General features: G+C 64.8%; 11 protein-coding genes. 5 read left to right on the plus strand and 6 right to left on the minus strand.

Annotated elements, in window-relative coordinates:
* Positions 1-134: 134 nt before the first annotated feature.
* On the minus strand, positions 135-860 hold the full coding sequence (locus ACSQ8Y_RS22600) for an amino acid ABC transporter ATP-binding protein (RefSeq protein ID WP_436268669.1): 726 nt from the start codon (positions 858-860) through the stop codon (positions 135-137).
* A gap of 192 nt (positions 861-1,052) precedes the next feature.
* Here ACSQ8Y_RS22600 and ACSQ8Y_RS22605 point away from each other — a divergent pair, with 192 nt between their 5' ends.
* The 3 genes from ACSQ8Y_RS22605 to ACSQ8Y_RS22615 all read left to right on the plus strand — a co-directional run bounded on the left by ACSQ8Y_RS22605 (position 1,053) and on the right by ACSQ8Y_RS22615 (position 4,796).
* Positions 1,053-2,312, plus strand: coding sequence for a dicarboxylate/amino acid:cation symporter (locus tag ACSQ8Y_RS22605; RefSeq protein WP_436268670.1), 1,260 nt, complete (start codon positions 1,053-1,055; stop codon positions 2,310-2,312).
* Between the two features lie 205 nt (positions 2,313-2,517).
* A complete protein-coding gene (locus ACSQ8Y_RS22610; RefSeq protein WP_436268671.1) occupies positions 2,518-3,615 on the plus strand; it encodes an ice-binding family protein in 1,098 nt (365 codons plus the stop codon).
* 32 nt (positions 3,616-3,647) lie between these two features.
* On the plus strand, positions 3,648-4,796 hold the full coding sequence (locus ACSQ8Y_RS22615) for an OmpA family protein (protein ID WP_436268672.1): 1,149 nt from the start codon (positions 3,648-3,650) through the stop codon (positions 4,794-4,796).
* A 44-nt stretch (positions 4,797-4,840) separates the two neighbouring features.
* On the opposite strand, the gene ACSQ8Y_RS22620 is transcribed toward ACSQ8Y_RS22615, so the two are convergent.
* Positions 4,841-6,703, minus strand: coding sequence for an ABCB family ABC transporter ATP-binding protein/permease (locus ACSQ8Y_RS22620; RefSeq protein ID WP_436268673.1), 1,863 nt, complete (start codon positions 6,701-6,703; stop codon positions 4,841-4,843).
* A 90-nt stretch (positions 6,704-6,793) separates the two neighbouring features.
* On the opposite strand from ACSQ8Y_RS22620, the gene ACSQ8Y_RS22625 reads away from it, so the two are divergent.
* Positions 6,794-7,228: an acyl-CoA thioesterase gene (locus tag ACSQ8Y_RS22625; protein ID WP_436268674.1), complete on the plus strand. Its 435-nt coding sequence runs from the start codon at positions 6,794-6,796 to the stop codon at positions 7,226-7,228.
* 16 nt (positions 7,229-7,244) lie between these two features.
* Entirely contained in the window at positions 7,245-8,840 is a 1,596-nt protein-coding gene (locus ACSQ8Y_RS22630) for an alkaline phosphatase D family protein (protein WP_436268675.1), read from the plus strand.
* Between the two features lie 82 nt (positions 8,841-8,922).
* On the opposite strand, the gene ACSQ8Y_RS22635 is transcribed toward ACSQ8Y_RS22630, so the two are convergent.
* From ACSQ8Y_RS22635 to ACSQ8Y_RS22650, 4 genes are all read right to left on the minus strand, one after another.
* Complete coding sequence (locus ACSQ8Y_RS22635) at positions 8,923-10,593, minus strand: long-chain-fatty-acid--CoA ligase (protein ID WP_436268676.1); 1,671 nt, start codon at positions 10,591-10,593, stop codon at positions 8,923-8,925.
* 79 nt (positions 10,594-10,672) lie between these two features.
* A complete protein-coding gene (locus ACSQ8Y_RS22640; RefSeq protein WP_436268677.1) occupies positions 10,673-12,370 on the minus strand; it encodes a long-chain fatty acid--CoA ligase in 1,698 nt (565 codons plus the stop codon).
* Positions 12,371-12,539: 169 nt separating this feature from the next.
* Positions 12,540-13,667 (minus strand): aminopeptidase, encoded by a 1,128-nt coding sequence (locus ACSQ8Y_RS22645; RefSeq protein WP_436268678.1) that lies wholly within the window; start codon positions 13,665-13,667, stop codon positions 12,540-12,542.
* Positions 13,668-13,676: 9 nt separating this feature from the next.
* On the minus strand, positions 13,677-15,773 hold the full coding sequence (locus tag ACSQ8Y_RS22650) for a molybdopterin-containing oxidoreductase family protein (protein ID WP_436268679.1): 2,097 nt from the start codon (positions 15,771-15,773) through the stop codon (positions 13,677-13,679).
* Positions 15,774-15,826 lie beyond the last annotated feature (53 nt).

Here is a 15,826-nt window from a genome sequence, read left to right on the forward strand (position 1 = left end):
TCAACGCCATGATATCTCCGGTTAGAAATTCAACATGCTGTGGCAGGTTACGCGGGGGCGCGGAGCCTCAGGCTGACCCGCCCTTAGGGAACCCGATCATATTAATGGATAATTAATAGATAATTAATGGATAATTAATGGATGATCCGGGCCAGGAAGTCTTTCGCGCGCTCGGAACGCGGCGCGCCGAAGAATTCGTCCTTGGTGCAATCCTCCAGGATATGCCCCTTGTCCATGAAGACCACCCGGTTGGCCACTTTTTTTGCGAAACCCATCTCGTGCGTGACCACCATCATGGTCATGCCTTCCTGCGCCAGGCCGACCATCACGTCCAGCACTTCGTTGATCATTTCCGGGTCCAGCGCGGACGTCGGCTCGTCGAACAGCATGGCGATCGGGTCCATCGACAACGCGCGGGCGATCGCCACGCGCTGCTGCTGGCCGCCGGACAGCTGGTTGGGGAATTTGTCCTGCTGCGCCAGCAGGCCGACGCGGTCCAGGTACTTCAGGCCGCGCACATTGGCCTCGTCCTGGCTCCGTCCCAGCACCTTGACCTGTCCCAGCGTCAGGTTCTCGCGCACCGACAGGTGCGGGAACAGCTCGAAATTCTGGAACACCATGCCGATGCGCGCCCGCAGCGCGGGCAGATTGGTGCCCTTGGCGCCGACCGAGGTGCCGTCGACGATGATCTCGCCTTCCTGGAAGGGCTCCAGGCCGTTGACGGTCTTGATCAGGGTCGATTTTCCCGAGCCGGACGGGCCGCAAATGACCATCACGTCGCCCTTGGCCACCTGCGTGCTGCAATCGGTGAGCACCTGGAACTGGCCGTACCACTTATTGAGTTTTTTTATGGTTATCATTTTTGCGTTTAGGTTTCGGTGCCGCACAGACTGTATTCCACAGGAGACACGGTTGCTTGACAGGCATCAGGGGCGCAAGGATACTGCGACACTTGCTCAGTTATTCATCACTATTCATCAATTAATATCATTTACCGGCGCTTTATCCAAGCGCCGCGCGGATGAGAGACACTACCACAGGAACCCCAACCTATGAAAACACGCAATAATTTGACAACCTACATCATGGTAAGCCTGGTGCTGGGTATCGTCGTGGGGTATATCGCGAACACCAGCCTGGCAAACCCGGCCGCTTTCGCCGAGTATATGTCATACCTGACAACTATCTTCCTGCGTTTGATCAAGATGATCATCGCGCCGCTGGTATTCGCCACCCTGGTGGTCGGTATCGCGCGCATGGGCGACACCAAGGAAGTGGGCCGCATCGGCCTGAAGACCATGGGCTGGTTCCTGATCGCCTCGGTCATGTCCTTGCTGCTGGGCCTGGTCATGGTCAACCTGTTCCGCCCGGGCGACGCCCTGGTCGGCCACCTGCCCGCCGTGACCGCGCCGTCGGGCATCGCCGCCACCGGCCTGTCGCTGAAAGAGTTCATCACCCACCTGGTGCCGGCCTCCATCATCGACGGCATGGCCAAGAATGAAATCCTGCAGATCGTGATCTTCTCGCTGTTCTTCGGTACCGCAGCCGCCGCGGTGGGCGTCAAGGCCGAGCCGCTGGTGGACGCGGTCGACGGCATCGCCCACATCATGTTGAAGGTGACCGGTTATGTGATGAAGTTCGCGCCGGTGGCCGTGTTCGCCGCAGTGGCGGGCACCATCGCCAAGAGCGGCGTCGGCGTGCTGAGCACCTACGGCGTGTTCATGGCCGAGTTCTACCTGAGCATAGGCGTGCTGTGGTCCCTGCTGATCCTGGCCGGCTTCCTGTTCCTGGGCAAGCGCGTCTTCGCGCTGATGGGCGAAATGAAGGGTCCGGCGCTGCTGGCCTTCTCCACCGCATCGAGCGAAGCGGCCTACCCGAAAACGCTGGAAGGCCTGGAGCGTTTCGGCGTGCGCAACCGCATCGCCTCCTTCGTGCTGCCGATCGGCTATTCCTTCAACCTGGATGGCTCGATGATGTACTGCACCTTCGCCACCGTGTTCATCGCGCAGGCCTATGGCATTGAAATGTCGGTCGGCACGCAGCTGACCATGATGGCCGTGCTGATGCTGACCTCCAAGGGCATCGCCGGCGTGCCGCGCGCGTCGCTGGTGGTGATCGCCGCCACGCTGGGCCAGTTCAACATTCCCGAAGCGGGCCTGCTGCTGCTGCTCGGCATCGACCACTTCCTGGACATGGCGCGCTCAGCCACCAACGTGATCGGCAACAGCATCGCCGCCGCCGTGGTGGCCAAGTGGGAAGGCGAGCTGGTCGCCCCGCTGGAGCAAGAGCTGTCGGATTCGCCGCTGCCGTAAGCGGCAGCGCAAGTTCCAGCGGCAAGCGGCCGCTGCCAGTGGCACAGCAAGGCTTCCTTCGGGAAGCCTTTTTTATGGCTGTTGTAGTTTGGCATTTTATTTTCCATGCGGGCCCTCGTGCGTTCGGTAGCGCACGATGCGAGGGGGCGCGAATTGGGATAGTGGGGGCACTCGGCCGAACTCGGCTGCATCACCAGGAACCCATATGACCACCATACAACGCGCCACCTTCCGCCTGCTTTGCACCGCAGGCCTCGTCGCCACCGCCCTCCTCACCGCCTGCGGCGGCGGCCAGGGCCGCGATCCCATCCTCGGCCTGCCCGCCGCCGCATTGGCCAGCGTATCCGTGACGCCGGCCACGACGGTCCTGACAGTCGGCGCCAAACAGCAGTTGACCGCCACCGCGACCTACGCCGACGGTTCATCGCAGGACGTGACCGCCGCTTCCTCCTGGACCTCGGCCGCGCCGGCCGTGGCCACCGTCAGCGCCACTGGCGGCCTCGCCACGGCCGTGGCGGCCGGCAGCGCCACCGTCACCGCCACCTTCGGCGCCAAAGCCGGCAGCGCCGCGCTGAGCGTGACGGTGCCGCCCGTCGTGCCGCCGGTGGTCGTCCCACCCGTGGTTCCGCCCGTGGTGGTGGTTCCGCCGGTCGTGGCTCCGCCGGTCGTGGTCCCTCCGGTCGCAGTTCCACCCGTGGCGCCAGGGACCAGCGTCAACCTGGGCACGGCGGCCAGCTTCGCCGTCCTGGCGGGCACCTCGATCACCAATAACGCGGGCGGCACCACCGTCGTCACCGGCGACGTCGGTTCGCCGTCGCAGACCACCGATCCGGTGCAGACTGCGGGCTTCCTCAATCTGAAATCGGGCGCCATCCTGACCGGTGCCCTGGCCGACCTGCAAGTGGCAATCGCCGATGCGAACAGCCGCAGCTGCACCGTCAATTCCGCGGCCGGCGTCGACCTCGGCGGCCTGGTGCTCACGCCTGGCGTCTACTGCTATGCCGGTGCGATCAACATCACCGGGACCTTCACCATGAACGGCCCCGGCCTGTACATCTTCCGCACCGCGTCCACGCTGAACACCACCGCCAATTCGGTCGTGGCCCTGACCGGCGGCGCAACGGCGGCCAATGTGAACTGGCTGCCTGTCGGTCCGACCACGCTGGGCGCGAACAGCGTCTTCAAAGGTTCGATCCTGGGACAGGCCGCCGCCATCACGCTGGGCGACAACGCCACGCTGCTGAACGGCCGCGTGCTCACCGCCGCCGCCGTCACGCTGCGCAACAACCAGATCGCCAAGTAATGGCCCGCGTCCACCACATTCGAAAGCACTCCATGAACATAGCAAAATACCTGGCCGCCCTGGGCGCCATCGGCGGCACCCTGTTGATCGGCCAGAGCGCCATGGCGGCGGAGGAACCCTTCGTCAATCCGGACTGGGCCAACCATGCCTGGTACATCGGCGCCGGTGTCGGCCAGTCGCGCGCCACCATCGACAAGGACCGCCTGGTCAACAGCCTGACGGCCAACGGCGCGCAAGTCACCCGCTTCGCCACCGACCAGCGCGACCTGGGCTACAAGCTCACGCTGGGCAAGCAGCTGAACCGCTATGTCGCCATCGAAGGCACGTATTTCGACCTGGGCAAATTCGGCTTCGACGCCACCACCACGGCTAACGGCGTGCTCAATGGCGAAGCGGGCTTCCGCGGCGCCAGCCTGGACCTGGTGGGTCAACTGCCGCTGTCCGAGCGGCTCTCGCTGCTCGGCCGCGCCGGCATGAACTACGCGAAAGCAAGCACCCACTTCAGTGGCAACCGCCTGGCAGCCGCGACCGATCCGAACCCCAGTCAGCGCAAGCTGAACGCCAAGGCGGGCCTGGGCCTGGAATACAAATTCAGCGAAGCGCTGGCCCTGCGCGGCGAAGTGGAACGCTACCGCGTCAACGACGCCGTGGGCAACCGCGGCGACGTGGACCTGTACTCGCTGGGCCTGGTCTACAAACTGGGGCGCCCGGCGACCAAGCCGGTGGTCTACGCGCCGGCGCCGGCTCCCGCGCCCGCGCCGGAGGTGATGGCGCCGCCGCCACCGCCAAGCCCGCCGGCCCCGGCGCCCGTCCCGGTGTCCGAGAAGGTGACGTTCGCAGCCGAGACGCTGTTCGACTTCGACAGCGCGCGCGTGAAACCGGAAGGCATGGCCGCGCTCGACGCGCTGCTGGCCAAGCTGCAGGGGATGAACACGGAAGTGATGATCACGGTCGGCCACGCCGATGCGGTGGGCACGGACGCGTACAACCAGAAGCTGTCGCTGCGCCGCGCCGAGGCGGTGAAGGCTTACATCATGGGCAAGGGCGTGGACGCGGCGCGCATCTACACCGAGGGCAAGGGCGAAGCCCAGCCGGTGGCCGACAACAAGACGGCTGCCGGCCGCGCCAGCAACCGCCGCGTGACGGTCGAAGTGGTGGGCACGCGCACCGCCACCCGCTAAGCGGACCGCGTATAGCCGGCTGCCGGCTGCCGGCTGCCGGCGGCTTAGCCTACCAGCTCCTCGCCGGTCGGCGAAGCCAGCTCCTCCTCCACCTTGGCCTGCTGCCGCTGCCACATCTGGGCGTACAAGCCCTCGGCGGCCAGCAGCGACTGGTGCGTGCCGCGTTCGACGACGCGGCCATGATCGAGCACGATGATCTGCTCGGCGTCGACCACGGTCGACAGGCGGTGCGCGATGACCATGGTGGTGCGGTTTTTGGCAATCTCCTTGAGTTGCGCCTGGATCGCCTGTTCGGCCTTCGAATCGAGCGCCGACGTGGCTTCGTCGAAAATCAGGATGGCGGGATTTTTCAGCAGCGTGCGGGCGATCGCCACACGCTGCTTTTCGCCGCCCGACAGCTTCAGGCCGCGCTCGCCGACCATGGACGCGTAGCCGTCCGGCAGGCTGGCGATGAAGTCATGGATCGATGCCGCTTTCGCGGCCGCCACGATGTCCTCCTTGCTGGAGCCGGGCTTGCCGTAGGCGATGTTGTATTCGATGGTGTCGTTGAACAGCACCGTATCCTGGGGCACGATGCCGATCGCGTGGCGCAGCGAGTCCTGTGTCACCGCGCGCAGATCCTGGCCGTCGATGGTGATGCTTCCCCCGTTCGGGCCCTGGTTCACTTCATAAAAACGGTACAGCAGGCGCGACAGGGTGGACTTGCCCGAACCGCTGTGGCCCACCACCGCCGTGGTGGTGCCGGCGGCGATGGTGAAATCGACGTCGAACAGGATCTGCCGCTTGGCCTCGTAGCTGAAGTCCACGTGCGAGAAGCGCACCTGCGCGCCCTGCGTGCGCAAGGGCTTGGCGTCCGGCGCGTCGGCCACTTCGCGGTTCTGGTCCAGCAGCGAGAACAAGCGCTCCATGTCGGCCAGGCTTTGCTTGATTTCACGGTAGATCACGCCCAGGAAGTTCAGCGGAATGTAGAGCTGGATCATGAAGGCGTTCACCAGCACCAGGTCGCCCAGGGTCATCTTGCCGTCGATGACGCCCTGCGTGGCGCGCCACAGGATCAGCGTGACGGCGGTGGCGATGATGAGCGACTGGCCGGTGTTGAGCAGCGACAGCGAGGTCTGCGATTTCACGGCCGCCGATTCGAAACGCTGCAGGCCTTCGTCGTAGCGCCTGGCCTCGTAGTCCTCGTTGCCGAAGTATTTGACGGTTTCATAATTGATCAGCGAGTCGATGGCCTTGGTGTTGGCCTTGGAATCGAGATCGTTCATGGTGCGGCGGAAGTGCGTACGCCAGTCGGTCACCGTGATGGTGAAGATGATGTAGGACACCAGCGCGACAAAGGTGATGGCGCTGAACCAGATGTCATAGTGCGTGACGAGATAGCCCAGCACCAGCGAGATCTCCACCAGCGTGGGCAGGATGTTGAACAGCGTGTAGGAGATCAGCGAGCCGACGCCGCGCGTGCCGCGCTCGATGTCGCGCGTCATGCCGCCGGTCTGGCGGTTCAGGTGGAAGCGCAGCGACAGCGAATGCAGATGGCGGAACACCTTGAGCGCGATGGTGCGCACGGCGCGCTGGGTGACGCGGGCGAACAGGAACTCGCGCAGCTCGGTGAACACGGTGGTCGACAGGCGCAGCAGGCCGTAGGCCACCAGCGCGCCCAGCGGCAGCACCAGCAGGGCGTGCGGATGGGACGGCGAGATGGTCATCTCGTCGACCAGCTTTTTCAGCACGACCGGCACGCCGACGTTGGCCAGCTTGGCGCCGATCAAGCACATCAGTGCGGCGAGCACGCGCCATTTGTAGACCCACAGGTAGGGGATCAGGGTTTTCAGGGTGGCCATGTCGCTGCGCGGCGGCTGGCCGGCGGCGTCAGGTGGCGGTGGGAGGGATGTGGCTGAGCGGCGCATGGGCGGGCAAGTCTTCCGTGGTGCGGTGGATCTGTGGTTACAATGAGAATGCGAACTGAATCCAATTGTAGCCCTTAGCGAGACTTCACGATGACCACGCCAGAAAATCCCCCACTGTCCCCGGAACGCCGCGGCCTGCCAGCAGGAAAAATGCCCGAGCTGCGCATGATGCCGGCGCCGTCCGACGCCAACGTCTATGGCGACGTGTTCGGCGGCTGGATCATGTCGCAAGTCGACATCGCCGGCTCCCTGCCCGCCACCCGGCGCGCCAACGGCCGCGTCGCCACCGTGGCGGTGAACTCCTTCATTTTCAAAAATCCCGTCTTCGTCGGCGATCTCCTTTCCTTCTACGTCGATATCGTCAAGGTCGGCACCACCTCGATCACCGTCAACGTGGAAGTGTACGCCGAGCGCAACCGGCTGCAAGCGTGCACGGTGAAGGTGACGGAAGCCACGCTGACCTACGTCGCGACCGGCCCGGACCGCAAGCCGCGCCCGGTGCCGCCGCTGGAATCGCTGCTGTAACCGGACCTTAGCCGGCATGGACGACGGGCGCCGCGTTCTTCTGCTGAGCTGCGCGCGCCTGTCCGCGCTGGCCGCCATGGCCGCTGCGGGCGTCAGCCGCGCCACGCCCGCACCCGGCACGTCCGCAGGCGACGGCGGCGCCGGCGACCGTGCTTACCCGTTCTCCCTCGGCGTCGCCTCGGGCTCGCCGCTGCCTCACGCCGTCGTACTGTGGACCCGCATCCTGTACGACCCGTTCAATGCCGCCGCGATGCCGCAGCTGGCCATGCCGGTGCGCTGGGAAATGGCGTACGACGAAGCGTTCCGCAGCATCGCCGCCAAGGGCACGGCCATGGCTCCGCCCGAGCTGGCGCACAGCGTCCACGTGGACGTCGGCGGCCTGGCGCCGGACCGCTGGTACTGGTACCGCTTCATGCTGGGCGACGCCGTCAGCCCGGTGGGCCGCACCCGCACCGCGCCCGCGCCGGATGCGATGCCGTCCGCGCTCAAGCTGGCCGTGGCCTCATGCCAGCACTGGGAATTCGGCAGCTACGCCGCGCACCGCCACATCGCCGCCGCCGCGCCCGATCTGGTGGCCTTCCTCGGCGACTACATCTACGAATGGGGCGCCTACCATCGCCAGCATCCGCGTGCGTCGCAGCGGATGGATGAGAGCTTCACGCTGGCGCAATACCGCGCCCGCTACGCCCAGTACAAGAGCGACCCGGACCTGCAAGCGGCGCACCTGGCCGCGCCATGGATACTGACCTGGGACGACCACGAGGTGGCGAACGACTACGCCGGCGACCGCGACGAGCGCCTGTCGCCAAGCTTCGCAGCGCGCCGCGCGGCCGCCTACCAGGCCTACTACGAGCACCAGCCGATCCGCCTGGACGCGCCGGACGGCTACGGCAGCATGCGCATGCACCAGCGCTACGACTGGGGCCGGCTGGCGCGCTTCCACGTGCTGGACAACCGCCAGCACCGCGCGCCGCAGGCGTGCACGGTGGGACGCGGCGGCTCCAGTTCGGTCTACTGGCGCGACTGCGCCGCGCTGCGCGATCCCGCCCGCGAAATGCTGGGTGCAGCGCAGCAGCGCTGGCTGGAGCTAGGCTTGAAAGAATCGACAGCGCGCTGGAACATCCTGGCGCAGCAGACACTGATGGCGGGCGGCAGCCAGGTGCCGTTGCAGAAGGAAGACGACGGCCGCTACTGGACCGACGGCTGGGACGGCTATCCGGCGGCGCGCCAGCGGGTGTACGACGCGCTGCAAGCGAGCCGGGCGGCCAACCCGCTGGTACTGTCCGGCGACGTGCACACCTTTTACGCGGCCGAGCTGACGCGCGACGGCCGCCGTCCGGCGGGCAAAGGCAACCCGGTGCTGGCGACCGAGTTCTGCGGCACCTCCGTCACGTCCAGTTCGCGTCCACAAGCGCGCACGCAGCAATACGTGGACATGAATCCGCAGCTCAAATACGGCCGCAGCGACAAGCGCGGCTTCATGCTGTTCGACATCACGCCCGAACGCAGCACCGTGCTATTCCAGGGCCTGGACGACGTGCGCGCCCCCGCCACCGCCCTTGCCACCCTCACCAGCTTCACCGTGGCGAATTCGAAAACCGGCCTGGCCTAGAAACGGAGTAGAAAAGGGGCCAGGGTTATTAAAAAACGGTGTTTTTTAATAACCCTGGCCCCTTTTTCCAAGCGGGTACGGCTCAGGCGGCTTGCTTTTCGTCGCGCAGCTGGCGGCGCAGGATCTTGCCCACGTTGGTCTTCGGCAGCTCGTCGCGGAACTCGATGTATTTCGGCTTCTTGTAGGCGGTCAGCTCGGCTTTACAGAATTCCTGGATGTCTTCGGCGGTCAGGTTCGGGTCCTTGCGCACGACGAACAGCTTGACCGCTTCGCCGGAATTTTTGTCCGGCACGCCGATGCACGCCACTTCCAGCACGCCGGGGTGCGCCGCAACCACGCCTTCCACCTCGTTCGGATAGACGTTGAAGCCGGACACCAGGATCATGTCTTTCTTGCGGTCGACGATGCGGGTGTAGCCGCGCTCGTCCATGATGCCGACGTCGCCGGTCTTGAAGAAGCCGTCGGCGGTCATGGTCTTGGCCGTCTCGTCGGCGCGCTGCCAGTAGCCTGCCATCACCTGCGGGCCACGGATGGCAATTTCGCCCGGCAGGCCCAGCGCCACTTCGACGCCGTCGTCGTCCAGGATCTTGATTTCGGTCGACGGGATAGGCAGGCCGATGGTGCCGGTGAATTCCTTGATGTCGGGACGGTTGGCGGTGGCCACCGGCGACGTTTCGGACAGGCCGTAGCCTTCGATGATGGGCGTGCCGGTCAGCTTCAGCCAGCGGTCGGCCACGGCCTGCTGCACCGCCATGCCGCCGCCGTTGCAGACCTTGTAGGTCGAGAAGTCCAGCTTGGCGAATTCGGGATTGTTCAGCAGCGCGTTGTACAGCGTGTTCACGGCCGGGAACACCACCACCGGATACTTGGCCAGCTCCTTGACGAAGCCGGGAATGTCGCGCGGGTTGGGCACCAGGATGTTCATGCCGCCGAAACGCATGCCCATGAAGGCGCTGATGGTCAGCGAGTAGATGTGGTACAGCGGCAGCGCGCAGACGAACACCACCGGATTGCCGCTGGTGTCGAGCTGCAGCCAGGCTTCGTTCTGCAGCACGTTGGAGATGACGTTGCGGTTCAGCAGCACGGCCCCCTTGGACACGCCCGTGGTGCCGCCGGTGTACTGCAGGAAGGCGATGTCGTCGTGGGTTTGCGGCACGGCCTTGAGCTTCAGGCGGGCGCCTTCGGCCAGCACTTTCTTGAAGCTGACGGCGGACGGCAGCGCATAGGCCGGCACCATCTTTTTCACGTTGCGCACCACGAAGTTGACAATGGTCCCTTTCAGGCCGCCCAGCAGGTCGCCCATGCTGCCAACGATGACGTGCTTGACCTTGGTGGCCGACAGCACCTGCTGCACCGTGGTGGCGAAGTTCTCCAGCACGATGATGGCTTCGGCGCCGGAGTCGTTCAGCTGGTGCTGCAGTTCGCGCGGCGTGTACAGCGGATTGACGTTGACCACGGTGTAGCCGGCGCGCAGGATGCCGGCCATCGCCACCGGGTATTGCAGCACGTTGGGCAGCATGATGGCCACGCGCGCGCCTTTGGCCAGGCCCTTGCTTTGCAGCCAGGCGCCCAGCTGCTGCGACATCTGGTCCACTTCGCGGTAGGTCAGGAACTTGTCCATGCACACATAGGCGTTGCGGTCGGCGTACTTCCGGAAAGACTCCTCCAGCAAATGCGTCACCGAACTGTATTGCGTGTTGTCGATTTCCGCAGGTACGCCTTCGGGGTAGGATTTCAACCAAATCTTGTCCATCAGTAGCCTCACTCTCAATCATTGTCGATAAAAAAAACCGCCCGGCCTGCAGGCGGTTCTGCCTGTGGGCCGGCGCAGTCTATGCCGCTTTCTTTTTCTCTCCGACCGCTTCGTCGCGCAGCACGCGGCGCAGGATCTTGCCGACGTTGGTCTTCGGCAGCTCGTCGCGGAACTCGATGTATTTCGGTTTCTTGTAGCCGGTCAGGTTTTCCTTGCAGTAGGCCATCAAGGTCTCGACGCTCAAGTTAGGATCCTTGCGCACCACGAACACCTTGACCGCTTCGCCCGAGTGGTCGTCCGGCACGCCGATGCAGGCGCATTCGAGCACGCCCGGATGCGAGGCGATCACGCCCTCCACCTCGTTCGGGTAGACGTTGAAGCCGGACACCAGCACCATGTCCTTCTTGCGGTCGACGATCTTGACGTAGCCGCGCGCGTCCATGACGCCGACGTCGCCGGACTTGAAGTAGCCGTCCGGCGTCATGACCTTGGCGGTTTCCTCGGGACGGTTCCAGTAGCCCACCATCACTTGCGGGCCGCGTATCGCGATTTCGCCGGGCTGGCCGAGCGCGACAGGATTGCCGTCGTCGTCCAGGATGGCGATGTCGGTCGACGGCACCGGCAGGCCGATGGTGGCGGTGAACTCGGTGCCGTCGGCGCGGTTGCAGGTGGCTGTCGGCGAGGTCTCGGACAGGCCGTAGCCTTCGATGATGGGCACGCCGGTCGCCTTCAGCCACTTGTCGTTGACGGCCTGCTGTACCGCCATGCCGCCGCCGTTGCACAGCTTCAGGCCGGAGAAGTCCAGGCTGCCGAAGGCCGGATGGTTCAGCATTGCGTTGTATAGCGTGTTGACCGCCGGCAGCATACTGAACTTGTATTTGCCGATTTCCTTGATGAAGCCGCCGATGTCGCGCGGGTTGGGGATCAGGATGTTCAGCGCGCCCATGCGCATGCCCCACATGGCGCAGGCCGTCAACGCGAAGATGTGGTACAGCGGCAGGGCGCAGACGATGGTCAGCGGATTGATGACGGGCGGCTTGTCCAGGCCGGGCTTGGCCCAGGCTTCGTTCTGCAGCAGGTTGGCGACGATGTTGCGGTGGGTCAAGGTGGCGCCTTTGGAGACGCCCGTGGTGCCGCCGGTGTATTGCAGGAAGGCGATGTCGGACGCGTGCAGCTCGACCGGGGTCAGCTTCATCCGGGCGCCCTGCGACAACGCGTCCTTGAAGCGCACCGCGTTCGGCAGCGAGAACGCCGGCACCATTTTCTTGACGTTGCGCACCACGAAGTTGACGATGACGCCCTTCATGCCGCCCAGCATCTCGCCCATGCTGGCGACGATGATGTGCTTGACCTTGGTGCGCGGCAGCACCTGCTCCAGGGTGATGGCGAAGTTTTCCAGGATGATGATGGCTTCGGCGCCGGAGTCGTTCAGCTGGTGCTCCAGCTCGCGCGGCGTGTACAGCGGATTGACGTTGACCACGGTGTAGCCGGCGCGCAGCACGGCCGCGATGGCGATCGGGTATTGCAGCACATTGGGCATCATCAGCGCCACGCGCGCGCCCTTCTTCAGGCCGCGGCTTTGCAGCCAGCCGCCCAGGCGCTTCGACATGGCGTCGAGCTCGGCATAGGTGATGAATTTGTCCATGCAGACGTAAGCGTTGCGATCCGCATACTTTTGGAACGACTCTTCCAGTAAGTGCACCAGCGATCGGTACTGATTAGGATCGATTTCCGCTGGAACGCCGGGGGGATACGACTGCAGCCAAATTTTCTCCATCCTGTGCCTCGTCTCTTAAATATATTTTTATGGGCTCGAAAATCAAAAATAGTACGCTCGTACACAAACTAGCTTAGATGCTATCGGGCGCAACGCCAGTATGCAAGCGCTTTTGCAGTTTTTGAACCCCTCCTCTACCGATACAATTTATGCTGCAATGCAGCATGTTTCAACGTTGCGGCGAAACTATCGATTGCGTAGCGACGGCATCAGGCGGTGGCGAGGGCGGCTGCCCAAGCTGGAGCAGGCGGGCCTGGCGCTCCGCCAAGCTCAGATTGGACATCCCTTGCACTGCAGCATAAAAGCGCGGGAAGGTCTTTTCGCGTGCCAGCATGGCGCGAAAACCAGGGAGGAAATCGTTATAAGTTGCAACAGATGCAAGGTGGGCGTTGTTCAGCGGTTCGGCGAAGAAGCGGTCGTAGCCGGCGTAGCCGCCCCAGCGCTCGGTCTTCATGGCCTGGTATTCGGCCTTCAGTGCGGCGAAGATGCGCAGCTTTTCCTCGCGTTTTTTCTTGTCGCTGGCCTGGCGCGCGTAGTTGGCGGCCAGCAGCGCACGGTGCCGCACCAGCAGGTCGAGGAAGTCGTGCCGGCGGGCGCTGTAGCGCTCGTAGGCTTCGCGCATGGCGTCGTTGCCGTAGATGTCCAGCCAGCGCTGCACGCCGGCCTCCTCGACGGCGGTGGCGAAGGCTTCGTTGAAGCGCGAATCGCCCTGCACGTAGACTACCTGGTGGGCCAGCTCGTGGAACACCATGCGCGCCAGTTCGGCGTCGGAATAGTTGATGAAGGAGGACAGCAGCGGATCGCTGAACCAGCCCAAGGTGGAATAGGCGGGCACGCCGCCCAGTTGCACGTCGTTGCCTTCCTTGCGCAGTTCGTCGGCGTAGGCCTCGGCGTCTTCCTTGCTGTAGTAGCCCCGGTAGCTGACGCAGCCGGCGATCGGGAAGCACCACTGGATGGGCCGCAGCGACAGCGAAGGCGTGGCCACCACGTTCCACAGCACGTAGGGGCGGTTCAGGGCGGCGTAGTTGCGGTAGCTGGCGTTGTCCGGCAGGCCGAGTTCCTTGACGGCGAAGCGGCGTATCAGCAGCGCCTTTTCCAGGCGCGCCTTGAGCTTGGGATCGGTGGCGGGATCGCCCAGCCAGTCTTCAATCGGGCGCGCCTCGGACCACAGCGCGTACTGGCCCTGGGCGGCCTGGAAGTAATACTTGAATTGTGCACAACCGGCCAGCATCAGTGCACAAGCGCCCGCCGCCAGCCAGTATCTGGCGCGCATTAGCTGACGGACAAATTTGCGCATTTTTCACTCTCAGGCGGCTTTCTCTACCTGGACCAGTGTATCGTAAAAAGTCGGCGCGCGGCCCATATCGGTGAGCTGCTGGCTGGTCACTTCGTTGGCGTTCTTGCCGTCTCCCGCGAGCTTTTTCCACCATACGGAGAGGCCCACGACAAGGCCCGCGCGGGCCTTGTCGGTGACCCGCGCTTTACATTCAAACGAGCCACGATCGTTGTATATGCGCACCATATCGCCGTGCGCCACGCCGCGCTGCGCGGCGTCGTCCGGGTGGATGTCGAGGTGCGGCTCGCCCTCGGTGGCGCGCAAGCTGGTCACATTGACAAAGGTCGAGTTCAGGAAGTTGCGGGCGGGCGGGGATATCATCGCCAGCGGGTACTTCGCGGCCAGCTCCGGATTGCTGGCGCGCGACTCGTAAGGGGCGATATAGGCCGGCAGCGGATCGAGGCCGTCGGCCAGCATCTGCGCCGAATAGAACTCGCATTTGCCGGACGGCGTGGGGAAGCCGCCCTGCGCGAAAGGCGCGTCCGGCATGTTCAGGCGTTGCCAGCCCTTGCGCTTCAAGGACTCCCAGTCGAAGTGGATGGCGCGCACGTGCGTCGTATCGAAAGCGCCGGCCGCCATCTGGTCGTCGCTCTCGCTGAAGCAGGGATCGTCCAGGCCCATGCGCGCGGCCAGCAGGCGGAAGATCTCCGTGTTCGGCTTGGCTTCGCCCATGGGCGCGATGGCGGCGTTGTTGGCCATCATGTAGAGGTGGCCGTAGGAAGTGTGCACGTCCACATGCTCCAGCTGGGTGGTGGCGGGCAGCACGATGTCGGCGTAGTCCACAGTGTCGGTTTGGAAATGCTCCAGTACCACGGTGAACAAATCGTCGCGCGCGAAGCCGGCCATCACTTTCGACGAATCCGGCGCGACGGCCAGCGGGTTGGCGTTGTAGACGATTACCGCTTCCACCTGCGGGCCGAACGCCTCCGACGCGGGGCGCAGCAGGTCGTCGCCGATGGTGCTCATGTTGATGGTGCGCGGCAGCCGGGCATGCTGCTGCAGGAAGTCGGTCCGCTGCAGCGCGGCCTTGTTGGCCGGGAAGGAGCCGGACGCGGACAGCTGCATGCCGCCGGCCGCGTGGCGCCAGGCGCCCACCAGCGCGGGCAGGCAGGCGATACTGCGTACCGCCATGCCGCCGCCGCGCACGCGCTGCACGCCGTAATTGGCGCGGATGGCGACCGGCTCGCCGTTCTTCGCCGTGCCGCCGTACAGGCGCGCCAGCTCCACCACCTCGTCCACGCTGATGCCGCAGGTGTCGGCAGTTCGCTGCGGCGTCCATTCGGCGGCGCGTTGCTTCAGCTGTTCAAAGCCCAGCGTGTAGTCGGCGATGTAGCCGTGGTCGAGCAGGTCTTCGGCGATCAGCACGTGCATCAGGCCCAGGGCCAGCGCGGCGTCCGTGCCCGGCAGCAGGGCGATGTGCTGATGGCATTTCTCGGCCGTCAGTGAGCGGTAGGGATCGATGGCGATCAGCTTGGCGCCGTTGCGCTTGGCCGCTTGCGCGCGGGTCCAGAAGTGCAGGTTGGAGGCGATAGGATTGCCGCCCCAGATGATGATCAGCTTGGCGTCCTGGAACTGCTCCATGTCGGTGCCGATGGAGCCGCCCACCGTGTATTTGTAGCCGGTGGCGCCGGCCATGGCGCAGATGGTGCGGTCCAGCTGGGAGGCGCCCAGCTTGTGGAAGAAGCGGCCTGCCATGGCCTCGCCCTGCAGCAGGCCCATGGTGCCGGCGTAGCTGTACGGCAGGATGGCTTCCGGCGCGCGCGCGGCGATCGGCTTGAGTTTCGCGGCGATGGCGTCCAGCGCCTCGTCCCAGCTGATGCGCTCGAACTTGCCCTCGCCTTTTTTACCGACGCGGCGCAGCGGATGCAGCAGGCGGTCCGGATGGTAGGTACGCTCGGCGTAGCGGGCCACCTTGGTGCACAGCACGCCGGCCGTGGTCGGATGGTCGGGATCGCCCTTCACTTCGGTGGCAACGCCGTCTTCGACGGTGACGATGATGGCGCAGGTGTCGGGGCAGTCGTGCGGGCAGGCGGCGCGGACGTGGGTGGTGATGGCGGCGGTGGTCATGGCGTGGGCTGGGCTGGTCCGAAGACATATCATCGAAAGCGTTATCGTAAACG

The sequence above is a fragment of the Pseudoduganella sp. LjRoot289 genome (genome assembly GCF_964252925.1).
GTDB lineage: Bacteria > Pseudomonadota > Gammaproteobacteria > Burkholderiales > Burkholderiaceae_D > Rugamonas.